25 protein-coding genes are annotated in these 25,060 nt (G+C 64.5%); 17 read left to right on the top strand and 8 right to left on the bottom strand.

Features of this window, described 5'->3' with window-relative positions:
* Positions 1–32 precede the first annotated feature (32 nt).
* Both queD and folE2 read left to right on the top strand, forming a co-directional pair.
* Positions 33–410 carry a 6-carboxytetrahydropterin synthase QueD gene (queD, locus tag ECTPHS_RS00125; RefSeq protein ID WP_008930627.1) on the top strand — a complete coding sequence of 126 codons (378 nt, stop codon included), beginning with the start codon at positions 33–35 and terminating at the stop codon, positions 408–410.
* A 15-nt stretch (positions 411–425) separates the two neighbouring features.
* Positions 426–1,241, top strand: coding sequence for a GTP cyclohydrolase FolE2 (folE2, locus tag ECTPHS_RS00120; protein WP_008930626.1), 816 nt, complete (start codon positions 426–428; stop codon positions 1,239–1,241).
* A 53-nt stretch (positions 1,242–1,294) separates the two neighbouring features.
* On the opposite strand, the gene bamC is transcribed toward folE2, so the two are convergent.
* Positions 1,295–2,443, bottom strand: a complete 1,149-nt coding sequence (bamC, locus tag ECTPHS_RS00115; protein WP_083838719.1) for an outer membrane protein assembly factor BamC — start codon at positions 2,441–2,443, stop codon at positions 1,295–1,297.
* A complete protein-coding gene (gene dapA, locus ECTPHS_RS00110) occupies positions 2,440–3,333 on the bottom strand; it encodes a 4-hydroxy-tetrahydrodipicolinate synthase (RefSeq protein WP_008930624.1) in 894 nt (297 codons plus the stop codon). The genes bamC and dapA overlap by 4 nt, the downstream gene beginning before the upstream one ends.
* Positions 3,334–3,519: 186 nt before the next feature.
* Between dapA and ECTPHS_RS00105 the strand changes: the two genes are divergently transcribed.
* The 3 genes from ECTPHS_RS00105 to ECTPHS_RS00095 all read left to right on the top strand — a co-directional run bounded on the left by ECTPHS_RS00105 (position 3,520) and on the right by ECTPHS_RS00095 (position 6,066).
* Positions 3,520–4,077, top strand: a complete 558-nt coding sequence (locus ECTPHS_RS00105) for a glycine cleavage system protein R (protein WP_040404581.1) — start codon at positions 3,520–3,522, stop codon at positions 4,075–4,077.
* Positions 4,078–4,145: 68 nt separating this feature from the next.
* Positions 4,146–4,622 (top strand): peroxiredoxin, encoded by a 477-nt coding sequence (locus tag ECTPHS_RS00100; protein WP_008930622.1) that lies wholly within the window; start codon positions 4,146–4,148, stop codon positions 4,620–4,622.
* Positions 4,623–4,653: 31 nt separating this feature from the next.
* Positions 4,654–6,066 carry a PhoH family protein gene (locus ECTPHS_RS00095; protein ID WP_008930621.1) on the top strand — a complete coding sequence of 471 codons (1,413 nt, stop codon included), beginning with the start codon at positions 4,654–4,656 and terminating at the stop codon, positions 6,064–6,066.
* Positions 6,067–6,076: 10 nt separating this feature from the next.
* On the opposite strand, the gene ECTPHS_RS00090 is transcribed toward ECTPHS_RS00095, so the two are convergent.
* The 4 genes from ECTPHS_RS00090 to ECTPHS_RS00075 are packed head-to-tail and all read right to left on the bottom strand — an operon-like array spanning position 6,077 to position 9,269.
* The gene (locus tag ECTPHS_RS00090; RefSeq protein WP_008930620.1) at positions 6,077–7,174 is read right to left on the bottom strand and encodes an AI-2E family transporter; all 1,098 of its coding nucleotides are present in this window, start codon (positions 7,172–7,174) and stop codon (positions 6,077–6,079) included.
* Positions 7,171–7,536 (bottom strand): Crp/Fnr family transcriptional regulator, encoded by a 366-nt coding sequence (locus ECTPHS_RS00085; RefSeq protein ID WP_371200049.1) that lies wholly within the window; start codon positions 7,534–7,536, stop codon positions 7,171–7,173. Before ECTPHS_RS00085 ends, ECTPHS_RS00090 begins: the two co-directional genes overlap by 4 nt.
* A 2-nt stretch (positions 7,537–7,538) precedes the next feature.
* The gene (locus ECTPHS_RS00080) at positions 7,539–8,282 is read right to left on the bottom strand and encodes a type 1 glutamine amidotransferase (RefSeq protein ID WP_008930618.1); all 744 of its coding nucleotides are present in this window, start codon (positions 8,280–8,282) and stop codon (positions 7,539–7,541) included.
* Positions 8,283–8,339: 57 nt separating this feature from the next.
* Positions 8,340–9,269, bottom strand: a complete 930-nt coding sequence (locus ECTPHS_RS00075) for a selenium metabolism-associated LysR family transcriptional regulator (protein ID WP_008930617.1) — start codon at positions 9,267–9,269, stop codon at positions 8,340–8,342.
* A 69-nt stretch (positions 9,270–9,338) separates the two neighbouring features.
* Here ECTPHS_RS00075 and ECTPHS_RS00070 point away from each other — a divergent pair, with 69 nt between their 5' ends.
* Positions 9,339–9,833, top strand: coding sequence for a hypothetical protein (locus tag ECTPHS_RS00070; RefSeq protein WP_008930616.1), 495 nt, complete (start codon positions 9,339–9,341; stop codon positions 9,831–9,833).
* A gap of 19 nt (positions 9,834–9,852) precedes the next feature.
* Here the strand turns inward: ECTPHS_RS00070 and ECTPHS_RS00065 are convergent, their stop codons facing one another.
* Positions 9,853–10,152, bottom strand: coding sequence for a hypothetical protein (locus ECTPHS_RS00065; RefSeq protein WP_008930615.1), 300 nt, complete (start codon positions 10,150–10,152; stop codon positions 9,853–9,855).
* On the bottom strand, positions 10,149–12,743 hold the full coding sequence (gene clpB, locus ECTPHS_RS00060; RefSeq protein WP_008930614.1) for an ATP-dependent chaperone ClpB: 2,595 nt from the start codon (positions 12,741–12,743) through the stop codon (positions 10,149–10,151). Before clpB ends, ECTPHS_RS00065 begins: the two co-directional genes overlap by 4 nt.
* A gap of 276 nt (positions 12,744–13,019) precedes the next feature.
* On the opposite strand from clpB, the gene ECTPHS_RS00055 reads away from it, so the two are divergent.
* From ECTPHS_RS00055 to hemG, 11 genes are all read left to right on the top strand, one after another.
* Complete coding sequence (locus ECTPHS_RS00055) at positions 13,020–14,468, top strand: isochorismate synthase MenF (RefSeq protein WP_246828281.1); 1,449 nt, start codon at positions 13,020–13,022, stop codon at positions 14,466–14,468.
* A 9-nt stretch (positions 14,469–14,477) separates the two neighbouring features.
* A complete protein-coding gene (gene menD, locus ECTPHS_RS00050) occupies positions 14,478–16,169 on the top strand; it encodes a 2-succinyl-5-enolpyruvyl-6-hydroxy-3-cyclohexene-1-carboxylic-acid synthase (RefSeq protein WP_008930612.1) in 1,692 nt (563 codons plus the stop codon).
* Positions 16,166–16,978 carry a 2-succinyl-6-hydroxy-2,4-cyclohexadiene-1-carboxylate synthase gene (menH, locus tag ECTPHS_RS00045; RefSeq protein ID WP_008930611.1) on the top strand — a complete coding sequence of 271 codons (813 nt, stop codon included), beginning with the start codon at positions 16,166–16,168 and terminating at the stop codon, positions 16,976–16,978. Before menD ends, menH begins: the two co-directional genes overlap by 4 nt.
* The gene (menB, locus tag ECTPHS_RS00040; RefSeq protein WP_008930610.1) at positions 16,975–17,823 is read left to right on the top strand and encodes a 1,4-dihydroxy-2-naphthoyl-CoA synthase; all 849 of its coding nucleotides are present in this window, start codon (positions 16,975–16,977) and stop codon (positions 17,821–17,823) included. The genes menH and menB overlap by 4 nt, the downstream gene beginning before the upstream one ends.
* 4 nt (positions 17,824–17,827) lie before the next feature.
* Positions 17,828–18,856: an o-succinylbenzoate synthase gene (menC, locus tag ECTPHS_RS00035; RefSeq protein WP_256364665.1), complete on the top strand. Its 1,029-nt coding sequence runs from the start codon at positions 17,828–17,830 to the stop codon at positions 18,854–18,856.
* Positions 18,853–20,259, top strand: coding sequence for an o-succinylbenzoate--CoA ligase (menE, locus tag ECTPHS_RS00030; protein WP_040404613.1), 1,407 nt, complete (start codon positions 18,853–18,855; stop codon positions 20,257–20,259). Before menC ends, menE begins: the two co-directional genes overlap by 4 nt.
* A 2-nt stretch (positions 20,260–20,261) precedes the next feature.
* Entirely contained in the window at positions 20,262–20,690 is a 429-nt protein-coding gene (locus ECTPHS_RS00025) for a hotdog fold thioesterase (RefSeq protein ID WP_008930607.1), read from the top strand.
* A gap of 30 nt (positions 20,691–20,720) precedes the next feature.
* A complete protein-coding gene (locus ECTPHS_RS00020; RefSeq protein ID WP_008930606.1) occupies positions 20,721–22,196 on the top strand; it encodes an SDR family oxidoreductase in 1,476 nt (491 codons plus the stop codon).
* Between the two features lie 72 nt (positions 22,197–22,268).
* Complete coding sequence (locus tag ECTPHS_RS00015) at positions 22,269–22,730, top strand: SRPBCC family protein (RefSeq protein WP_008930605.1); 462 nt, start codon at positions 22,269–22,271, stop codon at positions 22,728–22,730.
* Positions 22,731–22,761: 31 nt separating this feature from the next.
* Positions 22,762–23,487, top strand: coding sequence for a bifunctional demethylmenaquinone methyltransferase/2-methoxy-6-polyprenyl-1,4-benzoquinol methylase UbiE (ubiE, locus tag ECTPHS_RS00010; RefSeq protein ID WP_008930604.1), 726 nt, complete (start codon positions 22,762–22,764; stop codon positions 23,485–23,487).
* Positions 23,488–23,587: 100 nt separating this feature from the next.
* Positions 23,588–24,931: a protoporphyrinogen oxidase gene (hemG, locus tag ECTPHS_RS00005; protein ID WP_008930603.1), complete on the top strand. Its 1,344-nt coding sequence runs from the start codon at positions 23,588–23,590 to the stop codon at positions 24,929–24,931.
* Positions 24,932–25,060: the final 129 nt, after the last annotated feature.

The following is a 25,060-nucleotide window of genomic DNA, read 5'->3' as shown; positions in this document are numbered from 1 at the left end:
TATCCGACAAAACTGGTAAACAATAGCCCGCCGTGCCCAAATACACCCTCAAGGTGCTGACCGATTTCGCGTCGGCACATACGCTCCGTGATTACCCGGGGAACTGTTCCCGCCTGCATGGTCATAACTGGAAGGTCGAAGCCGAAGTGGAGGCCACGGTGCTGGATTCCCTGGGCATGGCCGTGGACTTCAAGACCATCAAGTCGCTGGCGAGAGACATCGCCGGCGAGCTGGATCACACCTATCTCAACGATCTGGCACCCTTCCGGGACGTGAACCCCACGGCCGAGAACATCGCGGCCTGGTTCTTCCGGGAGATGGCTGCCCGCCTGAACGCACCGGGCGTCCGGGTCAGCGCCATCACCCTGTGGGAGACCGAGCGGGCCTGTGTCCGCTATACGGAAGAGTAGCCAAAGGACACCGTCATGAGCACAACCGCCTCCCCGGCCCGCGCCTCGGCCATCCCCGATGTGCAGTCCAGCGCCGATACCCGGCGCATCCCCATCAACAAGGTGGGCATCAAGGACATCCGCCATCCGGTACGGGTGCGGGATCGCACCGGCAAGGACCAGCACACGGTAGCCTCCTTCAACATGTATGTGAACCTGCCCCAGGACTTCAAGGGCACCCACATGTCCCGCTTCGTGGAGATCCTCAACACCCACGAATACGAGATCACCGTGGACTCGTTCAAGACCATGCTGCACGAGATGGCGGAGCGCCTGGAAGCCGCCACCGGGCACATTGAGATGCGCTTCCCCTTCTTCGTCAACAAGGCGGCGCCGGTATCCGGCGTGCAGAGCCTGATGGACTACGAAGTCACCTTCATCGGCGAGATCAGTGACGGCAGACCGAGCATGAACATTCAGGTGGTGGTGCCGGTCACCAGCCTCTGCCCCTGCTCCAAGGGCATCTCCGAGTACGGCGCCCACAATCAGCGTTCCCACGTCACCGTCAATGCCCGGGTGGAACAGTTCGTCTGGGTGGAGGAACTCATCGATCTGGTGGAATCCCAAGCCTCCTGCGAGCTCTACGGTCTGCTCAAGCGGCCGGACGAGAAGTATGTGACGGAGCGGGCCTACGACAATCCCAAGTTCGTGGAAGACCTGGTTCGCGACATCGCCATCCGCCTGAACGGGGATGCACGGATCAGTGCCTATTCCGTATCCTCGGAGAACTTCGAGTCCATTCACAACCATTCCGCCTATGCCCTCATCGAAAAGGACAAGACGGCAGGTTGACGCCAGGGACCCGGGCAGGGGTGCCATGCCCCTGCCCGTGAAGCCGATGGGCCCTACCCCTGATTGCCGCCGGGATTGAGCTCCTGCTCGATCCGCTCCAGTACCGCGGCGGCCTCACCGCCTGACAGGGCTTCCCCGGCCTGGGAGCGGGGAATCACCTGCACCCAATCCCCTGCCTGCCGCAAATGAATCTGGTACTGGGTATCGGGTCGCAGCCTGGCACTCTCACCGGTACTGAACAGGCGACTGAAGAAACCGCCCCGGCGCTCATGGGCCTCGGGCCGGAAGGTCACGTAATACACCCCTTCACTGCGGTCCTGGTCATCCACCAGCAGAGCGGCCCGATCCAGCAACACCCCCATGCGGCGCCAAAGCCCGGTGAACTCACCCCGAACCTCCAGGGCGGTTTCACCATTCGCCTCGCTCAGGCGCAGCCCCGGGGTGAGATCGGGGGCCTGCCCCAGGGCTTGGGCGGCCTGCTCGGGCTCCAGACCCAGATGCACCATCAGGCGCACCAGCATCTCGGCCTCGGCTTCCGGATCGGAGGGACGCATGCGCCAGCGGACAATATCCTCCCGCTCGGCCACTTCCTCGACACTGCGATGGCTGACAAAGACGGCCGTGCCGGAGTCCCCCTGGGGCTCCAGCCGCACACGATACTGGTCCCGGGTACTGGCATCGTAGAAATCGCCGAACAGCCTGCCCAGCAAACCTCGGATACCGCCCTCCATGGGCACCTGGGCACGGGCCTGGAACCACTCGGTTTCCAGAATGCCCAACGCCGGCGCTTCCCGGTTCAGGGGCAGCGACTGGGCCTGGAAGAAGGCCCTCAGCTGGGGCCAGAGATCCGCCGGCGGCGTATCCTCCACCTCCAGCCAGCGCACATTGCCTTCGCGACGAAGCTGCAGCGTGCTCGCATCCACCAGGACCGGCACCCGGGCCTGGGTGCCGGAAGAGATCTCTCCCGGCACTGCCCGGCGATCCTCCAGGGCGCTGGCCCGGGCCGTGGTCTGCTCGGGGATGCGGAAACTCGGGTCCACGTTCGGGGCCACCAGGTCGGGGGGGACTTCCAGGGCCCGGGTTTCGCGACTGTCGGCGTGACCATCACGGGAGCCGAGGCTCCCGCAGGCGGTCAGCACCATGACGGCAGTCAGGCCCGGCAGCAGTATCCAGGCCCTGGCCATATTGAGAGATGTCTTCATGCAGGATAGGTACTCAAGGGTATGCCGGCGGCCCGCAGGGCTTCACGCAGGGGCTCGCACAGGGGTTCGGACAGGGGCGTCAGCGGCAGGCGGATCCCGGGCGGGATCAGGCCCATCTCGTGCAGGGCCCACTTGACCGGAATGGGGTTCGACTCCAGGAACAGGGCCTTGTGCAGCCCCTTGACGGGGGTATCGGCGGCCACGGCGGCCTCCCTGTCGCCGGCCAGTGCCGCGGCGCACATGTCATGCATGGCGCGCGGTGCCACGTTGGCCGTGACCGAGATGATGCCCTTGCCGCCGGCCAGCATGAATTCCAGGCTGGTGGCATCGTCACCGCTGTAGAGATCCAGACGGTCGCCGCATCGCTCCATCAGGAGGCGGGCCCGGTCCAGATCCCCCGTGGCTTCCTTGAGACCGACGATGTTGGAAATGTCCGCCAGGCGTTCCACGGTCTCGGGCAGCAGGTCCACGGCGGTCCGTCCGGGGACATTGTAAAGGATCTGGGGAATGGGCACGGCATCGGCGATGGCCCGATAATGACGGTACAGCCCCTCCTGGGTGGGCTTGTTGTAGTAGGGCGTCACCAGCAGGCAGGCATCGACCCCCATCTTCATGGCCACCCGGGTCAGGTCGATGGCCTCCGCCGTGGAATTGGCCCCGGTCCCGGCAATCACGGGAACGCGTCCGGCGGCGAACTCCACCACAAGGCGGAGCACCCGGCAGTGCTCGTCCACATCCAGGGTGGCGGACTCCCCGGTGGTGCCCACCGCAACGATGGCGTCGGTCCCCTGGTCGATATGAAACTCCACCAGCCGCTCCAGCGCCGATTCGGAGATGAAGCCATCCTCCTCCATGGGTGTGACCAGTGCCACCATGCTGCCGTGAAACATCGAAACCTCCGCGCTGAATGCAAGCGGACATAGTAATGTCCGCCCTCTTCACCATCAAGCCATGACGCGGGTGCGTGCGGGATTGTTTCCATGCCGCCGCGGACGCCTCGCCACCGCCGCTGCCTCGATAGGCGAGGCAGGCGGAAACTGATACCCTTTGCCCATCATCATTACCTGTCCGTGACCATGCCCCAGCCCACCAAACATCCCCGCACAACTCATCTGGTCATTTCCACCATGGGGGAGGACCGCCCGGGACTGGCGGAGCAATTGTCACGGGTGATCCTGGAAAGCGGCTGCAGCATCCAGGACAGTCACATGTCGGCCCTGGGGGGCACCTTTGCCGCCCTCATGCTGGTATCGGGCAACTGGAACACCCTGAGCAAGCTGGACGGTGCGTTGGCGGCCCTGGGACGACAGGCGGACCTGGAAATCCTGTCCCGGCGCACGGGTCCGCGCCAGGATACGGTGGTGCCGAGCCTGCCCTACTCCGTGGATGTGATTTCCCTGGATCAGCCGGGGATCGTGCATCAGCTGGTGGGCTTCTTCACTGCCCGCGGGGTGGGCATCCGTGAACTCAACAGCCATGCCTATGTGGCCGTTCACTCCGGCACCCCCATGTTCAATGCCCACCTGTCGGTGGAGATCCCCACCACGGAACATATCGCCTCCCTGCGGGAGGACTTTCTGGATTTTTGTGATGAACTGAATCTGGATGGTGTCATCGAACCCATCAAGGGGTAGGTCAGCGATACATGAGGCCACCCCGCCAGGCTGATTTGCAGTGATTTCAGGCTCAGGAGACCAGGCCCATGACGGACAACACGATCGAAATCGGCGGGAGCGTGCCCGATTTTGAACTCCCCGCCACCGGCGGCGCCCCCATCCGACTCTCGACACTGCTGGCGCAAGGCCCGGTGGTGATCTACTTCTACCCCAAGGACGATACCGCCGGCTGCACCACGGAAGGCAAGGACTTCACCGCCCGCCACAATGAGTTTCGCGCCGCCGGCGTCACAGTGATCGGCATTTCCCGCGACAGCCTCAAGTCCCACGAGAAGTTCAAGGCCAAGCACGGCTTTCCCTTCGAACTGCTGGCCGATGAATCCGAAACGGTCTGCGAGCCGTTCGGGGTCATGAAGCTGAAAAACATGTACGGTAAACAGGTGCGAGGCATCGAGCGCAGCACCTTCCTCATCGACCGGGACGGCGTCCTCCGCCGGGAATGGCGCAAGGTGAAGGTGGCCGGCCATGTGGACGAAGTGCTCAAGGCCGTCGACGCACTCTGACACCTCCATTCCCGCCCCCCGGAGCTCGTCCATGGTCAAGAAGGACATCCACGGCAAGCGCCTGTTCGTGCTGGACACTAATGTGCTCATGCACGATCCAGCGGCGCTGTTCCGCTTCAAGGAACATGATGTGTTCCTCCCCATGGTGGTCCTGGAGGAACTGGACAAGGCCAAGAAGGGCGTTTCCGAGGTCGCCCGCAACGTACGCCAGGCCAGCCGGTTCATCGATGAACTGATGGCGGACGTGAGCCACGCCCAGATTGCCCAGGGGCTGCCCCTGACCGGCGCGCGCCTGGGCGACTCGGATGCCGCGGGTACCGGCCGGCTGTTCTTCCAGACCCGCGTGCTGTCCTCCCATCTGCCGGACAGCCTGCCTGGGCGCACCCCGGATCACACCATCCTGAGCACGGCCCTGGCGCTGCAGGGAGAACGGCCGGACGAAGCCGTCACCCTGGTCTCCAAGGACATCAACCTGCGCATCAAGGCGGCGGTACTGGGCATCCATGCGGAGGACTACTACAACGATCAGGTTCTGGACGACGTGGACCTGCTCTACCGGGGCACCTGCGAGCTGCCGGCGGATTTTTGGGACAGCCACGGCAAATCCATGGATTCCTGGCAGGAGAGCGGTCGCACGTTCTATCGCCTCACCGGCCCGCTGGTGACCCAGTGGCACCCCAACCAGTGTCTCTACCGGGAAGACGATCCTGCGTTCACCGCCTTGGTAAGACGCCGGGAAGGTGACTCCGCGGTGGTGGAACTGGCCCGGGATTACACCGGCGCACGACACACGGTCTGGGGCATTCACGCCCGCAACCGGGAACAGAACTTTGCCCTGAACCTGCTGATGGATCCGGAGGTGGACTTTGTCTCGCTGGTGGGCACGGCGGGCACCGGCAAGACCCTGCTCACCCTGGCGGCGGGCCTGGCCCAGACCCTGGAGGACAACCGCTACCGGGAAATCATCATGACCCGGGTGACGGTGCCGGTCGGCGAGGACATCGGCTTTCTGCCCGGCACCGAGGAAGAGAAGATGACCCCGTGGATGGGGGCCCTGATGGACAACCTGGAAGTGCTCACCCGCTCCGAGACCGGGGGCGACTGGGGTCGGGCGGCGACTCAGGATCTGATCGGCAGCCGAATCAAGATCCGCTCCCTGAACTTCATGCGCGGGCGCACCTTCCTCAATCGTTTCATCATTCTGGACGAGGCCCAGAATCTCACGTCCAAGCAGATGAAGACCCTGATCACCCGGGCCGGCCCGGGGACCAAGGTGGTCTGCCTGGGAAACGTGGGGCAGATCGATACCCCCTACCTGACGGAAACCACCTCGGGCCTGACCTACGTGGTCGATCGCTTCAAGGACTGGGACCATGCCGGCCACGTACTGCTGCAGCGGGGCGAACGCTCACGACTGGCGGATTTTGCCTCCGAGCATCTCTGAAAACCCGCGCTCAGGCCGCCTCGTTGTCGTAACGTGCCTGTTCCTCATGATCGGGCATGTTGCCATGGCGGGGCCAGGAACGGATCACCGCCTGGATCAGGGTGGCCAGCGGGATGGCAAAGAAGACCCCCCACAACCCCCACAACCCGCCGAACAGGATCACCGCGGTGATGATGGCCACCGGATGCAGGTTCACCACCTCGGAGAACAGCAGGGGCACCAGCACGTTGCCGTCCAGGAACTGGATCACCGCATAGGCAATCAGCACATAGGTGAACTCGCTGCTCACCCCGAACTGGAAATAGGCCACCACCGCCACTGGAATGGTCACCAGGGCCGCACCGATGTAGGGGATGATCACCGACAGCCCCACCATGAATGACAGTAGCAGGGCGTAGTTGAGATTGAAGTAGATGAAGGTCAGGTAGCTGGCGGCCCAGACGATGAGGATCTCCACGAACTTGCCGCGGACGTAGCTGGCGATCTTGATGTTCACCTCAGCCCAGACCTCGTTGGCCAGGCCCCGGTCCCGGGGCAGGAAACCGGTGATCCAGCCCAGGATGGCATCCTTGTCCTTGAGCAGGAAAAACACCATGATGGGCACGATGACCAGGTAGACCATGATGGTGACCGCGTGCATGGCCGAGGCCAGGGTCAGGTTCACCACCCGCTGCCCCAGGGCGATGGATTCGGCCCGGATGGCGCCCATGATCTCGCGCACCTGCTCCTCGGTGATGAACTGGGGATAGCGCTCGGGCAATTGCAGCAGGATGTTCTGTCCCTGCACCACCATGCTGGGCAGTTCCCGCACCAGTTGGGTGATCTGCTGACTCATGACCGGCACCACCACCAGCAGGGTGGCCACCAGCACCGCCATGAACACCAGGAAGACCAGGGTCACCGCCGCCATGCGCGGGATGCGCCAGTTCTGCAGGCGACGTACGGCCCCCTCCAGCAGGTAGGCGATGATGATGCTGGCCAGCAACGGCGCCAGCAACCGGCCGGCAAACAGCACCACGGCAAATCCCAACAGCAGAAGGAATGCCAGGATCACCACCTGGGGATCGGAAAAATGGCGTTCGTACCAGCGACGCAGGACCGGGATCATTCGGGGGCCTCGCACAGACGCTGATAATGGCGGGCAAACACCGCCTCCAGTTCATCGATCACTTCCACCGCCGCCCGCCCCTGCATCACATGTTGGGTCATCAGCTGTGAAGTCTCGTTGAGCAGACACGCCTTGTCCAGCATCGGATAGGTGGCGGACAGGCGTTTCATGGCCCGGATCACGCTCTCCTCCTCGGGACGGGGAATGGGTTCGGGAGCGGGAACGGATGTGGGTGCCGCCGCGGCGCGGCCGGCAAGGAACTCGGCAAAGGCCAGCAGGGTCTCCCGATCAGCGGCCGACAGGCCACGATACAGGCTCCGCAGGCGTCGCTCGGGGGAGGCATGGGCGGAATGGGGCGGCAGACTCACTTGGGCTCCAGTTTGAGATTGAACACGGGCATCTTGCGGCGCTCCTGCATCAGGCCCAGCGCCGTCACCAGGGCCACCACCACCCGGGCCGTCAGATCCTGCATATGCGGCCAGCGGTCCCGGGCCTGCACCAGCAGTGCCGTGATGTCGGGGGGCGGATTGTGTCCAGGCTCCATGATGATGTCTTCCAACATGCCCGGCTTGAGCTCGGGCCGGAACAACAGGCCGTAGGTCAGGGGATCGGGCCGCACCGCCAGCCAGCGCCCCGACTCGTCCACCAGGATGGGCTCCAACCCCTCGGGCAGGATGACACCGCCATGGTACATGACCAGCACCGGCTGCCCGTCCACGGCCTCCGCCAGCGGATCACCCTCCCCTGCCGCCGTCTTGCGGGCGGTGACGAAGCCCGCGGTGCACTCAGGCGACAGGGTCGCCTCGCCGCCGGCGGCCTGCGCCACCAGCAGCCCCCCCATGCCAAGCCCCACCACCGGACGCCGGGCCTTGCGGAAAATGTCGATCAGGCGCAACTCATCGGGCACCTGGGGATTGCGGGCCTCATCGGCGGTGGGCCAAGCGCCCCCCAGCAGCCAGAGGCCATCGAACTGGGCGGCTGATCCCGGCAGTCCCTGTCCGACAAAGGGACGGAAATAACTGAAGCCGATATCCCGGCGCTCCAGATGACTCTCGATCAGGCCGAGAAACTCCGCATAGCTGTGCTGTACAACCGCGTAATTCTTCACGGCGGACTCCCTTGCAGGGTCCGCGGCCTTGAAGCACCGGGTCCTGGATCGGACCGGTCAGGAAGAGGAACAGCACTCCCCCTCGGCAGCGGACTGGGTTTCGCAGTAATCACGGGCGAAGGACAAGAGTTCCTCCATGGCCCGCAAGCGGAACTTCTGGCGCTGATGCACGAACGAAAACTGTCGCGTCAGGGGCGGCTCCAGCGGAATGCCCACCAGACGTTCCAGAGCCAGTTCCTTGTCGATGGTGGAACGGGAGAGGATGGAGATCCCCATGCCGGCCTCGACAGCGCCTTTGATCGCCTCGGGGCTGCCCAGTTCCAGACAGATGGCCAGGCCGTTGCGATCCACGTCCTGGGCGACCAGATAATCCATGATCACCTCGCGGGTGCCCGAACCCTCTTCCCGACAAATGAAGGGGAACGGCAGGATCTCTTCGATGCTCAGGCAGCCCTTCTTCGCCAGGGGGTGGGAGGGTGGGACAATGACCACCAGTTGATCCAGTCGGCACATCTCCACCTGCAGGTTGCGGTTGGACACGGGGCCTTCCACCACGCCAAGGTCGATGATGTTGTTCTCCACCATGGAGACGATCCCCTCGGAATTGGACACCTTCAGGCGCAGGTTCACTTCCGGATACTTCTTCTTGAAGTTACCCAGCAAGGCTGGAAGCATGTACTCGGCGATGGTAGTGCTGGCCCCCAGGGTCAGTGCGCCGGTGACATCGCCGGTGATCTCCCGAATGGCGTTGTCCATCTCCGTGTAGGCCTCGAAGATGCGCTCGGCATACCCGTAGGCAGTGCGTCCCGCCTCGGTGAGGCTGACCCGGTTATGGGTACGATCGAACAGCCGCGTATTGAAGTGTTCCTCCAGCTGGCGGACCTGAAAGGTGACTGCCGGCTGGGTCATGTGAAGGGCTTCCGCCGCCTTGGTGAACGACAAAAGTCGCGCCACCGTATAGAACACCTGAAGTCGTCGATCCGCCATGATGGGATATCCCTGATTTCGTCCTACACTCTGATGATTGGGTATGGTGACTGCAACGGGAGGGTATGCATGAGCAAGGCCTGGAGGCAGCTGGACCTCAAGGGGGCCGGTCTGCAGCAGATGAATGCCGAATACATCCGCGACATGCGCCGCCCTGTCGTTGCCTATGCCCTGATGGCCGCTTTCCCGCTGGGCCTGCATCGATTCTATCTGAAGGAACCCCTCGGCGGGATTGCCTACCTGATCCTGAGTCTGAGCCTGCTGTTGGGCGTTCCCATCGGTGCCGGAATCTGGCTGCTGCTACCGGCCCTGGGTCTGCTGGGCGGCGCGATTTTCGACCTGTTCTGGATCGACCGCCGCGTCACGCACCTCAACAAGACCCTGCGCATGCGCCATTTCCTGCGGCCGGATCATCGGCCGCCGCCGGGTTACCAAGGTCGAGGAGAAGAACCGGGTCCGCGAGAAGCGCGGAGCACCGGGGCGCAACCGGCCTCCTTCAATCAGCAGGAAGCCATGCTCCGGGCGCTGATGAAAGCCAACAAGGGCCGCCGGACGCCGCCCTGAGGCAAGGGTCGTCCGGCATTCACGGATCGCCCGGGCGCCAGATACCGAAGGCCTCCTGGGGGGCGTGGGCGGGCTCCGGCGGCACCTGACGCTGCTGTGCCACCACGTCCTCGAACACGCTTCCCATGAAAGCCTGCAACTGCTCCAGGAACTCCCGGCGCCGATCGTCCGGCACGTGCTGGCAGGCCAGCAGATAGCCGGTGACGGCGGCCATGTACTGGACCGCCACCAGAGGATCCCCGCAACGGGGATCGTGAGTCGCCAGCACTTCCTGCAGCTGCTGGACCAGTTCACCTGATAATTGCAGTGTTTCGCTCATGGGCGAAGCATATCGCGATCATTGCCGAAGGTCAGCCCCTCCCCGGCACAATCCACCGCCACCACATCCCCGGGGCCGTACTCGCCCCGCAGGATACGCTGGGCCAGCGGATTTTCCAGCTGCTGCTGAATCGCCCGCTTCAAGGGGCGGGCACCGTAGACCGGGTCGAACCCGGCTTCGCCCAGGCGATCCAGGGCCGCCTCGGATACCGTCAGTCGCAGGTCGCGATCCGCCAGGCGACGACGCAGATAATCCAGCTGAATGGTGGTGATGGCCCGGATCTGATCCCGACCCAGGGGATGGAAGACCACCACCTCGTCCACCCGATTGATGAACTCGGGACGGAAATGGGTGCCGACCACCTCCATCACCGCCGCCTTCATCTGGTCATAGTGTTCCTCGCCGGCCATTTCCTGGATCAACTGGGAGCCCAGATTGGAGGTCATCACGATCACGCTGTTGCGAAAATCCACCGTGCGGCCCTGGCCATCGGTGAGACGGCCGTCATCCAGCACCTGCAACAGCACGTTGAAGACATCCGGATGGGCCTTTTCCACCTCGTCCAGCAGGATCACCGAGTAGGGCTTGCGCCTGACTGCCTCGGTCAGATAGCCGCCTTCCTCGTAGCCCACATAGCCCGGAGGGGCGCCGATGAGCCGGGCCACGGAATGTTTCTCCATGAACTCCGACATGTCGATGCGCACCATGGCCTCGTCGGTGTCGAACAGGAAGGCGGCCAGGGCCTTGGTCAGCTCGGTCTTGCCCACCCCGGTGGGCCCCAGGAACAGGAAGGAGCCATTGGGGCGGTTGGGATCGGAAAGCCCCGCCCGTGCCCTGCGGATGGCATCGGCCACGGCCCTCACTGCCTCGTCCTGCCCCACCACGCGCCGGGTGAGGGCCTCCTCCATGCGCAGCAGCTTCTCCCGCTCCCCTTCCAGCATCTTGGCAACGGGGATGCCGGTCCAGCGGGAAACCACCTCGGCAATCTCCTCGTCGGTCACCTTGTTGCGCAACAACCGCATCTCGTGCATTTCCGCCTGGGCGGCCATGTCCAGTTGCCGTTCCAGCTCGGGAATACGGCCGTATTGCAACTCGGACATGCGCCCCAGGTCGCCGGCCCGGCGCGCGGTCTCCAGTTCCAACCGGGCCCGCTCCAGTTCTTCCTTGATGGAGGCGGTGCCGGACAGGGCGGCCTTTTCCGCCTTCCAGATCTCGTCCAGGTCCGAATACTCCCGCTCCAGGCGATCGATCTCCCCCTCCAGGGCCTCCAGGCGCTTGAGCGAAGCCTCGTCGGATTCCTTTCTCAGGGCTTCGCGCTCGATCTTGAGCTGAATCAGACGCCGCTCCAGGCGATCCATGCTCTCGGGCTTGGAGTCGATCTCCATGCGGATGCGGCTGGCCGCCTCGTCCACCAGATCGATGGCCTTGTCCGGCAGCTGGCGATCCGTGATGTAGCGATGAGACAGGGTCGCGGCGGCGACAATGGCCGGATCGGTGATCTCCACCCCGTGATGGACCTCATAACGCTCCTTGAGGCCACGCAGGATGGCGATGGTGTCCTCCACGTTGGGTTCGTTCACCAGCACCTTCTGGAAGCGCCGCTCCAGGGCGGCGTCCTTCTCCACATACTTGCGATACTCGTCCAGGGTGGTGGCGCCGATGCAGTGGAGCTCTCCCCGCGCCAGGGCCGGCTTGAGCATGTTGCCCGCGTCCATGGATCCCTCCGCCTTGCCGGCGCCCACCATGGTGTGCAGCTCGTCGATGAACAGGATCACCCGTCCCTCCTGCTTGGCCAGGTCACTGAGCACCGCCTTGAGCCGCTCCTCGAAGTCACCACGGAACTTGGCCCCGGCGATGAGCGCCCCCATGTCCAGGGACAGCAACCGCCGGTCCTTCAGACCCTCGGGCACTTCGCCGTCCACGATACGCTGGGCCAGCCCCTCGACGATGGCGGTCTTGCCCACGCCGGGCTCGCCGATGAGGACGGGGTTGTTCTTGGTGCGCCGCTGCAGCACCTGAATGGCGCGGCGGATCTCCTCGTCGCGACCGATCACCGGGTCCAGCTTGCCCTGTTCGGCCCGCTCGGTGAGATCGATGGTGTATTTTTCCAGGGCCTTGCGCTGCTCCTCCGCATTGGGGTCATCCACCCGCTGCCCCCCGCGCAAGTCATGAATGGCCTTGTCGATGGCCCCCTTGGTGGCGCCGGTCTTGCGGAGCAGCTCGCCCAGTTGCCCCTGATGCTCCAGGGCAGCCAGCACGAACAGCTCGGAAGAGATGAACTGATCCTTGCGGTCCTGGGCCAGCTTGTCGCACAGGTTCAGCAACCGGCCGAGGTCGTTGGAAATGTGCAGGTCACCGGCCGCCCCCTCCACGCTGGGCAGACGCTCCAGGGCCTCCCCCAGCTGGGACCTCAGCAGGTTCACATTGACGCCGCTCTGAGCCAGCAGGGGCCGCACCGATCCCCCCGCCTGGTCCAGCAGGGCGATCATCAGGTGGACCGGTTCGATCATCTGATGATCACGACCCACGGCCAGGGACTGGGCATCGGCCAGTGCCAGCTGGAACTTGCTGGTGAATTTATCCATGCGCATGGTGGCAAAACCCCTTGAGACTATGTCAGATTAATCCTGGATATTGGGCTGGAGCGGCGTGCTTTCAAGCAGGACTGATCGGCAACCCATTTTTATTAACATATACCTGAACCGGTGATTCATGATGTCGCCATCACGGCATTTCGGAACGTCGCGCCTGTGGCACAATCCAAAGTGATATAAGTCATATCCGCCCCCATTCACCGGTTTTTATAATTTTCGGCGGGCGGCCCGGAACGGGAGCGCGAGGCCGGCCACTTGTTCAGAGGATGTACCGTGTCATCAGTCAGTCAATATCCGGTATCACTCGACCAGCCTCTGGGCGCCGGTACCCCGGGCGTGGGCCGAGATGCCGGAGGCGGCTGTCTGGATACCAGCAATCCCCTGCATGGGGCGGTGGAAACCCTGCTGGGCCGGATCAAGAACTGGTCCTTCCGCAGCGACCATCTGCTGCACCTGAGCGTACCTGTCCCGAGGACCAATCCCTTCCGCTGGCTGCAGGCCGCGCCAGCCGGCGAGCGTAGCCTGTGGCAGAACCGGGAAGGGGACGAAAGCATCGCCGGCATCGGCATTGCCGCGGCGTTGAGCGCACGGGAAGCCGCTGCCTACCCTGCCCTGCTGCGCCGGATCCGCGACATCCTCGGCGGACAGGCCACGGCATTCATCGGCGGCTTTTCCTTCGACGGCCAGGCCGGGAAAGACGACTGGGAAGGGTTTCCGGCGGCCCGTTTCGTGCTGCCGGCCGTCGAGCTGCGACGACAGGGAGGCCAGTGCCGCCTGGGCGTGAATCTGCTGGCGGACTCACGACGGGATTTCATGACCCGCAAGACCCGGCTCATCGCGGCCCTGTGCCGACTGCGTCAGACTCCGGCAGACGGCCTCCCCCGGGCAAGCGTGCGCATCACCCGGCGCGTCGACCACATGGACTTCGACACCTGCAGCCGCCACATCGGTAACATCCTTAACCACATCGCCCAGGGTCCCATCCGCAAGGTGGTGCTGGCCCGGCGGGTGGACCTGCAACTGAACGAATCCCCGCCAGCCTTTCTGACCCTGGAACGCTGGCATCGCAGCAATCCCGGCAGCTTCTGCTTTGCCATTGAAAATGGGGAACGGCTGTTCATGGGATGCTCCCCGGAGCGCCTGTTCAGTCGTTCCGGCCGACATGTATTCACCGAATCCCTGGCCGGCACCGTGCGCCGCGGCGGCACGGCGCAGGAAGACGCGGCCCTGGAACGCGTCCTGCTGCAAGATCCCAAGCTGATCCATGAGCATGAGCTGGTCACCCGCTATGTACGTGAACAGATCGCGCCCTGGATCACCCAGATCGAAGGCCCCGCCCAGGCCCAGGCCGGTGTCTTCAAGCTGGATCGCATCCAGCACCGCTACCTGCCCATCCATGCCACCCTCAGGGAGGACGTGCGTGACGAGCAGTTGCTGGCGGCCCTGCACCCCACTCCGGCGGTCTGCGGCTTTCCCCGCGGCGAGGCCCGGGACCTGATCAGCCGTCAGGAGACCGCTCACCGAGGCTGGTACAGCGGCGTGATCGGCAGGATCTGCCCGCAACGCTCGGAATTCGCCGTGGCCATCCGCTCCACCCTGCTCCATCGCAATCAGGCGTTGTGCTACTCCGGCGTCGGTATCGTGGAAGGCTCCGACCCCGCCGCGGAATGGAACGAACTGGAAGCCAAGATCGAGTCCTTCCTCGCCGTGCTGGAATCCTGAGGGGCGGTCATGGGGGCACCGTTCACCCACATCAATGAGGCATGGGCGCATCTGCTGATAGAGCGTCTTTATCAGCATGGGATACGGGATATCTGCCTGGCCCCGGGCAGTCGCAGTGCCCCCCTGGCTCTGGCTGCGGCCCGTTATCGGGACGACCATCCCGAGCTACGGTTGCATACCCACTTCGATGAACGTGGCCTGGCCTTCCTGGGCCTGGGGCTGTGCAAGGCCAAGCGACGCCCGGTCGCCCTGATCACCACCTCGGGCACCGCCGTGCCCAACCTGCATCCGGCCCTGGTGGAGGCCTTCCAGACCCATCAGCCCCTGGTGGCGATCACCGCCGATCGTCCCGAGGAACTGGTGGGCTGCGGCGCCAACCAGGCCATCGTCCAACCGGGCATCTTCCAGCACCATGTGCGTGCAGCCCTGAATCTGCCGGCCCCCGACGCGGCCCTGACCGGCGGCTGGCTGGCCCAGCAGCTGGATACGGTCCTCGCCCGGCTCCAGGGACCCGGACGCGGTCCCGTGCATGTCAATGTCCCGTTCCGGGAACCACTCTACGGCACCGAAGCGCCCGTCGACTTCGGCCCCTGGCTGTCCGACGTGGTACCGGTGGCATCCTCCCCGCCGCCATTGCCCGGCTTCAGCCTGCATCGGCTCAGGGAGCCGGTGATATTCGTCGCCGGGCAACTGGATACCGACGAGGCCGCGGCGGTCCTGGCCCTGGCCGAACGGTCCTCGGTACCCATCCTGGCCGACATCGGCAGCCAGCTGCGGCTCACGGAACATCCCTGCGTCCTGGCCCATCCGGATCTGCTGCTGGCGATCACCCATGTCAGACGCCGCTTCAAGGCCATGCATCAGGTGATCCAGTTCGGCGGCCGCATCACCAGCAAGCGGATCAATCAATGGCTGGCAGGCTTCCAGGGTCAGTACTGGTTAGTGAGTCCCCATGAGGACAGTCTGGACCCGGAGCACCGGGCCACCCAGATCCAGGCCTCGATTCCCGAGTTCTGCGGCCAGATCCAGATCCCGCCCCAGCGAGGGCTGGGCATCGACGCCCTGCAGTCCCAGCTCGGCGAGCATCTGACGTTGGCACTGACCTATCCGTTCTCGGAGCCGGCCGCGGCCCGCATCATCACCGAGACGATCCCGGAGGACATGCTGCTGCTGCCCGGCAACAGCCTGAGCATCCGACTGCTGGACATGGTCGCCCGTCCCGGACGCGGCAATCGCTGCATCACCAACCGGGGGGCCAGCGGCATCGACGGACTGGTGGCCACGGCCATGGGACTGGCCATGGGGCATCCGGCCGGGGCCACCCTGCTGATCGGGGATCTGTCCCTGCTCCATGACCTGAACAGCCTGGCACTGGCGAAACAGTGTTTCCACCCGCTGATCATCGTGGTCCTGAACAATGACGGTGGGGGCATCTTCAACCTGCTGCCCGCCGCCGAACAAAAGTCGCATTTCCAGACCCTGTTCCAGCTGCCCCACGGCCTTACGTTCCGCAATGCGGCAGCCCTGTTCGGCCTGGCCTACGCCAACCCGGATTCGGCCGCCGGCTTCGAAAAGGCCTATACCGACGCCTGCCGCAAGGGCGGCGTCACCCTGATCGAACTGAACTTCCCCCCCAACCAGAGTAGCCGGATCATCAAGGGCCTGATCGGCGCCCTGGTGGATGTCCGCTACGAGACATGACCCGGCCAGCCCCCATCCGCTCACTGGGTGCCGCCCATCTCCCCACCCTGGTCCTGCTCCACGGTTTCATGGGTTGCGGTGATGACTGGCGACGGACGGCCCGCCTGCTGTCGGACCGTTACCACTGCCTGCTGCCGGACCTGCCGGGGCACGGAAGTCAGCCCCTGCCGGCAGATCTGGACTTCGAGGGGTACTGTGAGTGGTTCTGGCGGCAGCTGGCACCGGTGCTGCCGGCCCGCATCGCCCTGGCGGGCTATTCCATGGGCGGGCGAATCGCCGCCTGGCTGGCAACCCGTCATCCCGAATCCATCGCCGCCCTCGTCCTGGAGGGCGCCCATCCGGGGCTGGAAACCGAGGCAGAGCGCCGGGCACGCCGCCGCCATGACGAAAACTGGGCCACGCGGCTGGCGCGTGAGCCCTGGCCGCGGGTCCTGGAAGACTGGTATCGACAGCCGGTGTTTGCCGACCTGGCACCCGCTCGCCGGGAAGCCTTCATCCGGGTTCGGTCCGCCCAGGACCCCGCCACCCTGGCCCGGGTGTTGCGGGCCACCAGTCTGAGTGGCCAGCCGGACCTGCGCCCCGGTCTGGCCGGACTGACCTGTCCCCGGGTTTTCATCGCGGGCGCACAGGACACCAAGTTCAGTGCCTTGGGACAGGCACTGGCCGACACCTGCACCGGGCTTGAACTTGTCAAACTGGACGGCCTGGGGCATAACTGCCACGCTCAGGACCCCGGGCAGGTGGCCGCCGTCATGGAACGGGTCTGCCACCCCATGCATTTCACCCAAACGAGTACAGCATCCTCATGAGCACAGCAGCGTCTTCCATCATCCCGGCACTGGACTGGCAGGACCACTCGGCCCCTTATGAAGATATCCTCTATCACAAGGCCGAAGACATCGCGAAGATCACCATCAACCGGCCGGAAGTCCGCAATGCCTTCCGCCCGCGCACGGTCAAGGAGCTGCGCCAGGCCCTGTCCGATGCCCGCTTTGACGAGGGGATCGGTGTCATCATCCTCACCGGCCAGGGGGATCTGGCCTTTTGCTCCGGAGGTGACCAGCGGGTCCGGGGGGATTCCGGTTACAAGGATGAACAGGGCGTGCATCATCTGAACGTGCTGGATCTGCAAAAGGAAATCCGCTCCTGCCCCAAGCCGGTGATCGCCATGGTGGCCGGCTATGCCATCGGCGGCGGCCACGTGCTGCATCTGATCTGCGACCTGAGCATCGCCGCGGACAATGCCCGCTTCGGCCAGACCGGCCCCAAGGTGGGTTCCTTTGACGGCGGCTTCGGCGCCAGTTACATGGCCAGCGTGGTGGGTCAGAAAAAGGCCCGGGAGATCTGGTTCCTGTGCCGGCAGTACGATGCCCGGGAAGCACTGGACATGGGGCTGGTCAACACCGTGGTGCCGCTGGCGCAACTGGAGCAGGAAACCGTGGCCTGGTGCCGCCGGATCCTGGAGCACTCCCCCATCGCCCTGCGCATGCTCAAGTCCGCCTTCAATGCCGGGGTCGATGGCCAGGCGGGCATCCAGGAACTGGCCGGCAACGCCACCATGCTCTTCTACATGACCGAAGAGGGGCAGGAAGGCCGCAACGCCTACCTGGAGAAACGCAAGCCCGACTTCCGCAAATTCAGACGTCAGCCCTGAAGTCGTGCCGCCGACGGGAACGGAAAACCCATGGCAGCAGGGATGCCCGCCCCATGAAATCCGGCTTTGGCGTTTCTCCCTGCCCCTCCGTCAGGCGTTATCCATGCCGGGGCACACCCTGACACGACGGGAGGGACTGCTGCTGGAATGGTGTCGGCCCCGCGCGGACAGCCTCTGGTCCGAGATCAGTCCCCTGCCCGGCTTCAGCCGGGCAACGCTGGCCCGATGTCATCAGCAGGTCCGGCAGATCCTTGAACAGGACGGCCCCCTGCCCGACCGTCTCCTGCGTCTGCCGATGGAAACCGCCCCGGAGGTGTGTTTCGGCCTGGAAGCCGGACGGCTGCAATGGAGCGGACAATTGCCACCGGCGGCTCCGGTCCCCCGCTGCCGTCTGATCCGCCATGACGATGCCCTGGACATTGCCGCGGATCGGGCATCCCCCTGTTTCAAGCTCAAGGTGGGGCGCGACGCCCTGGCGACGGACATCGACAGGATCCGCCGGGTCACGGCACGGCTCACGGAAGGGCAGCAGCTACGCCTGGATGCCAATCGCGCCTGGACCCTGGAACAGGCCGAGACACTCTGTCGCGCCATCGACCCCCGACGGATCCAGTTCATCGAGGAACCCCTGCCGGCAGGCAGTGACTACCTGTCATGGTGGTCCCGCACCGGCATCCCCTTTGCCTGGGATGAAACCCTCAGAGAAACCATGGTCCCCGATCTGCGGACACCGGGCCTGGGTGCCCTGGTCGTCAAGCCCATGCTCACCGGCTTGAACCGCGCCGGCATGCTGATACAGCAAGCCCGCCAGCTTGGCATTCCCGTCGTTCTGAGCGCGGCCTATGAAAGCAACCTCACCCTGGACTTCCATGCGCGTCTGGTCCATCACTGGGATCTGCCGGGTCCACAGGGCCTGGATACCTTCGGTATATTTGCCCGGGCACTGCTGATGCCCATCCTCAGTCAACCGGAACAGGCCGGGCTATTGATCACACAACAATCCGAACTGGAATATCTTGGATGCTGGACATGAAACACACCCCGCCCCATGCCGACATGCCCTGCCTGCTACGGCAGGCCGGCAGGCGTCATGCCGGGGCCCTCGCCATCATCACCCCGGAAGACAGCCTGAGCTTCGCCGAACTGGAGACACGGGTGGATCATCGGGCCAAGACCTTTCTGGCCCGGGGCGTGCGACAGGGAGACTGGATCGCCCTGCGCACCCGGACCACGATTGACGGCATCATCGACCTGCTGGCCGTTCTGCGTAGCGGCGCCTGTCTGTTGCCGGTCAATCCGGCCATGCCGGACACCCCGTTGCATGCCCTGCTGCGGCAACAGGGTGTTCACTGGCTGGTACGGGAACCAGGGCAGCCCCTGCAACCGACCGATACGACCGAACGGGATGTGATCGTCCCGTCCCCGGCATCCCCTCCCCCGGAACTGCGCCGTCAATTTCAGCCGCACACCCCCTGCACCGGCATTCTGACCTCCGGCTCCACCGGGCAACCGAAGCTGGCCGTCCACAGCTACGCCAACCATGCACTCAGCGCCGCGGGGGCCGCGACACGCATTCCCCTGCGGCCGGGAGACCGATACCTGCTGTCCCTGCCCACCCACCATGTGGGTGGACTGGCCATCGTGTTTCGCTGTCTGATGGGGGGGGCCGCCCTGGTGCTGGACGGGCGCGCCGAGGATACCGGTTTCCTGATGCACATGGGCGTGACCCATGTCTCCATGGTGGAAACCCAGTTGCACCGCCTGCTGCAACAAAGCGGCCCGTCTCCCTCCAGCCTGCGGTACCTGCTCCTGGGGGGCGGGCCGGTCCGTGACTCATTGCTGGAGCAGGCACGCCGGCAGAACCTGCCCTGCTGGACCAGCTACGGCCTGACCGAGATGAGTTCCCAGGTGATCACCCAACCCCCGGAGGGACCGGCCCGCATCCTGCCTCATCGGGAATGCCGCCTGGCCGAAACCGGCGAGATCCTGGTCCGCGGTGACACCCTGTTCCTCGGGTATCGGGACGCGGGACGCATCCTCCCCGCGACCGATGAAGAGGGCTGGTTCCATACCCGCGACCTGGGTCGCTGGGAAAACGGCCGTTTCCATGTAGTGGGGCGGCTCGACAACCAGTTCATCAGCGGCGGGGAAAACATCCAGCCGGAAGCCATCGAGCAACTGCTGCATACCCATCCCGACATCCTCCGTGCAGTGGTGGTGCCGCGACAGGACGTGGAATTCGGCCAGCGTCCGGTGGCCTTCATCCAGTCCGGCACGGAACTGGATGCCCATGCCCTGCGCACCTGGATGCGGGAACGGCTCAAGCCCTTCATGGTGCCGGTGGCCTTCCTGCCCATGCCTCCCACCAGCGGACTCAAGATTCAACGCCGCGACCTGATCCGGCTGGCCAATGTCATGCATCCCCGGGAAATCTGATCATGTCCCTCTGGCAACGCCCCATCGATCTGCAGGCCATCAATGCCACCCACAAGGGGACCCTCATGGAAGCCCTGGGGATCGAGATCACCCGGATCACGGACACGGCCCTGTTCGGCACGCTGCCGGTGGATGCACGCACCCGACAACCCCATGGCCTGCTCCATGGCGGCGCCTCCGTGGCCCTGGCCGAAACCCTGGGCAGCGTGGCCTCCAATCTGGCGACCCCGCCAGGCTGGGTGGCCGCCGGCATGGAGATCAGCGCCAGCCACCTCAAGTCCGTCCGCCACGGTCGGGTTCTGGGTTGTGCCCGCCCCCTGCACCGGGGACGCAGTACCCAGGTATGGGACATCCAACTGGAAGACGAGACGGGCGCCCCGGTCTGCGTCTGTCGACTGACAGTGATGCTCAGGGAGAAAAACCCCGTATAGTACAGTGACACCCCTTACCGGAGATCTCCCATGGCGACACCCGGCACCTCGGACACCCCCGCTGACGACACCCTCACTGCCGATGCCCTCACCCTGGTATTCGGCGCCAGCGGCTACATCGGCAGCAACCTGATACCCCGCCTGCTGGCCAGGGGCGTCCGAGTCAGGGCCTGTTCCCGCAACCTGAAGGTGCTGGAGGCCCGGGGCTGGACCGGTGCCGAACTGGTCGCGGCCGATGCCCTCAAGCCCGAGACCCTGGGACCGGCCCTCAAGGATGTGCAGGTGGCTTACTATCTGGTCCACTCCATGGGGGCCGGCAAGTCCTTCGGACGCCTGGACCTGGAAGCGGCGAGACATTTCGCCCGGGCCGCCGCCGAGGCCGGGGTCCGGCGCATCGTCTATCTGGGCGGGCTGGCCCCGGACTCGGCCCGCAGCGAGCATATCGTCTCCCGACGCCTGACTGGTGACGAGCTGCGCAAGGGCAGCGTCCCGGTCACCGAACTGCGGGCCGGGATCATCGTCGGTCCCGGTTCGGCGGCCTTTGAAGTGATGCGCGATCTGGTCCTGCATCTGCCGGTCATGGTCACCCCAAAATGGGTTTCCCGCACCTCACCGCCCATCGCCCTGGAGAATCTGCTCGACTACCTGGAGCGCGCCCCCCAAATTCCGGAAGCCGCCGGCGAGATCCTGGATACCGGCGGTCCCGAATACCTCACCTACGCGGCCATGATGCGCATCCTGGCCGAGGAGGCCGGGCAAAAACCGCCCCGGATCATTCCAGTTCCCCTGCTCTCACCGAAACTCTCCTCTTACTGGCTGCGTCTGGTCACCTCGGTGCCCACCTCCATTGCTCAGGCCCTGATCGAGGGCCTCAAGGAAGACTATGTGGCCGATGATGCACTGACCCGCCGCCTCATGCCCCAGGCGCTGATGGATTTTCGTACCGCGGTGCGCGCCACCTTCGAGGCTGAAAAATCCCACGGAGTCGCCGCCCGCTGGACCGAAGGGGCGTTCATGTTCCGCGACTACCGAGTGGACTACGCCTATTACGCCAAACAGGCTTCCGGCAGTGCCCTGGTGGAGGCCACCCCGGATCAGGTCTGGGAAGTGGTCCGTCGCATCGGCGGGGAAAACCGCTACTTTGCCCATGAACTCCTGTGGAGGATCCGGGAAGGCATCGACTGGCTACTGGGAGGCCCTGGCCGTAACTACGGCCGCCGGCATCCGACCGAGCTGCGCCTCGGCGATATGGTGGATTCCTGGCGGGTGATGGCCATCGAACCGGAACGACGTCTCACCCTGGGATTCGGCATGCGCGCCCCCGGCGCGGGGGTGCTGGAAATCGAATTGTCACCGGAGGCGGCGGGCACCCGGATCACCGTCACCAACTACTGGCACCCGGCCGGCGTGTGGGGGCTGCTGTACTGGTACCTGATGGCACCGGCCCACGCCTTTGTCTTCAAGGGACTGGCCGAGGGAATCGCCCGACAGGTCCGGGCCGCTTGACCCGTCCGATGGTCTTTGACATAACCACGCGGGGTATTTTTCACCCCGCCGTCCATGGGAGCTGATTATCAGATGCCGGTCGTTGATCATGACATGCTGTTTCCCGCCAATCAGGAGGAAGTCTTCGGAATGATCCGGCGGGTGGATGAATTCCCCCGCTATGCCGACGCCGTGGAATCCGTCACTCCGCTGGACGACAAGACCTATCGCTGGCAGGTCCGCGCCAACGGCATGGTCTTTCACTGGGACGTGACCATCGTCGATGAGGACCCGCCCCACATGATCCGCTGGCAGTCCCTGAGCGGCATCCGCAATACCGGACACTATCGGTTCTCCTCCGTCCCCGGCGGCACCCGGGTGCAACTGACCATCGAATATCATCTACCTACCCGACTGTTGGACAAGACCGTGGGCCGGGTGGCCAAACCGATCATCCATCACATCAGTCGTCAGGCCTTCGAGCGTATCCGCCGCTCCCTGATCAATGACCGGGCGCTGGAGTCCCGCAACGGCTCTTCCGACTCGGAGACCTGACATCCCCCCATTCCCTTGACCGGAACCCTGCATGGACAAACAGCAACGCATCATCCAGATGTTCAACGACATCTCTCCCACCTATGACAGGCTGAACCGTATTCTCAGCTTCGGGGTGGACCGGCAGTGGCGCCGCAACGGCTGCCGGGCCGCCATGAAAATTCATGGCGGTCCGGTGCGCCATCTGGTGGATGTGGCCACCGGCACCGGTGACCTGATCCTATTCTGGCGCGAAGCAGCCGCAGCCCAGGGCACCACCATCGAACGGGTCACCGGCGTGGACCCGGCCGTGGGCATGCTGGAACTGGCACGCGGGAAAGTGGATGACGTGACATTCATGGAGGCGCCGGCCACGGCCCTGCCCCTGGAGGACGACAGCGCCGACCTGGTGAGCATCAGCTACGGCATTCGCAACGTGGTGGATGTGGAGGGTGCCCTGCGGGAATTTCACCGGGTACTGGCGCCGGGCGGGCTGGCAGTGATCCTGGAGTTCATGAGCCGTGAAAAACTCACCCTGATGGACCGGATGAATCGTCTCTACATGAGCCAGGTACTGCCCCGTGTCGGCGCCATGATTTCCCGGGACAAGGAAGCCTACACCTATCTGCCGGAGTCCATCCAGGGTTTCATGAGCAGGGAGCAACTTTGTGACAAGCTCACCCAAGCCGGGTTTGAGCTGGTGGAGGTGCAAGATGAATTCCTGGGGATTTCGACCCGGTTCATCGCCCGCAAACCGGCCGCCCCCGCAAGCCAGTGACGGGCCGGGCGTCGCGGCACATGACTTGATCCTCATCAACCCATGCGGACATGACAGCCCGCGTGGCCATTTCGACACAGAATAGAAAAGGGAGACACCCATGCGGGTAGCCATTATCGGGGCCGGTATCAGCGGTCTGGCCACGGCCTTTTATCTGCAACGCGCCCGGAGCGATGCGGATATCGTCATCTATGAAGCCAATCCCCACGTGGGCGGCACCTTGCACACCATCGACATCGAAGGATTTCGCTTCGAGGAAGGCGGCAACGGCTTTTTGAGCAACAAGCCGGACATGCTGCAACTGGTCACGGACTGCGGCGCCGGTGACGTACTCATGCGCAGTCAGGATGCCTCCCGCAGACGCTTCATTTATACCGATCGAATGCACCCCATGCCCGACTCTCCGGGCAAGTTCCTCAAGACCGAACTGCTCAACTGGCCGCAGAAACTGCGGGTGATGGGCGAGGTGTTCATCCGTCCCAAACGGGACGATAGCGACGAGACCCTGCAGTCCTTCGGCTACCGTCGTCTGGGCAAGGCATTCACCGACATCTTTCTGGATGCCATGACCGCCGGCATCTACGGCACCACCGCCGACCGGGTCTCCGTGAAGGCGGCCTTCCCCCTGGTGACGGAGCTGGAACGCAAGCACGGCGGCCTGTTCAAGGGCATGATCGCCCGCCGCAAGCAGAGCGCCGGCCCCGGCGGCGTACTGATGAGCTTCAAGGGCGGCATGAACGCCCTGACCGAACACCTTCACAAGACCATCAAGGCCGAATGGCATCTGGGTACACCGGTGGAAGCCGTGGTTCAGGAAGGCAAGGGGTTCCGGGTCGAGGCCGGCGACAAGTCGAGCACCGTGGACCAAGTGATCCTGGCCGTGCCGGCTTACGCCGCCGCCCGCATCCTGGCCGGACTGGACCGGGAGCTGGAACAGCAGCTGGATGCGGTCAACTATGCCCCCATTGCCGTGGTGGGCTTTGGCTGGAAGCATCTGGACCACCCCCTGGACGGCTTCGGCGTGCTGACCACCGCCGCCGCCCGCATGCCCTTCCTGGGCATCCTCTGGGACAGCTCCATCTTCCCGGACCGGGCGCCGGAAGGCATGAAATGCGTGCGCGTGATGCTGGGTGGACAACGGGATCCACACATGGTGGATCTGGACGACGACGCCCTCATTGCCCACGCCCGGGACGGCGTCACCAAGGCCCTGGGGATCGATGTCACGCCTGACGTGCAGTTCGTGAAGAAGTGGCCGCGGGGCCTGCCTGGCTACCCGGTGGGCCATATCGAGGCCATGGATCGTCTGATGGCCCATGTGGGCCGTTATCCGGGGCTGCACCTGACCGGCAACGCCTACCGGGGTATTGCCATGAACGACTGCGCCCGTAACGGTCGCCTGACCGGCGAGGCTGCCGCCCTGCTGGGAGAGAAAAAGCTGTAGGGAAGACCTTCCGCCTGTGATGGTCCCACCTCTATCGTCATCATTCCTTCGTTATTCCCGCGTTCTTTCTGTCTTGACGAGGGGGGCCGCTTTATTCGTCACTCCCGCGCAAGCGGGAGTTCAGGGTTT

This window comes from Ectothiorhodospira sp. PHS-1, from assembly GCF_000225005.1.
Taxonomy (GTDB): Bacteria; Pseudomonadota; Gammaproteobacteria; order Ectothiorhodospirales; family Ectothiorhodospiraceae; genus Ectothiorhodospira.
Note: the sequence above shows the minus strand (reverse complement) of the source record. Positions and strands in the feature narration are given on the sequence as shown.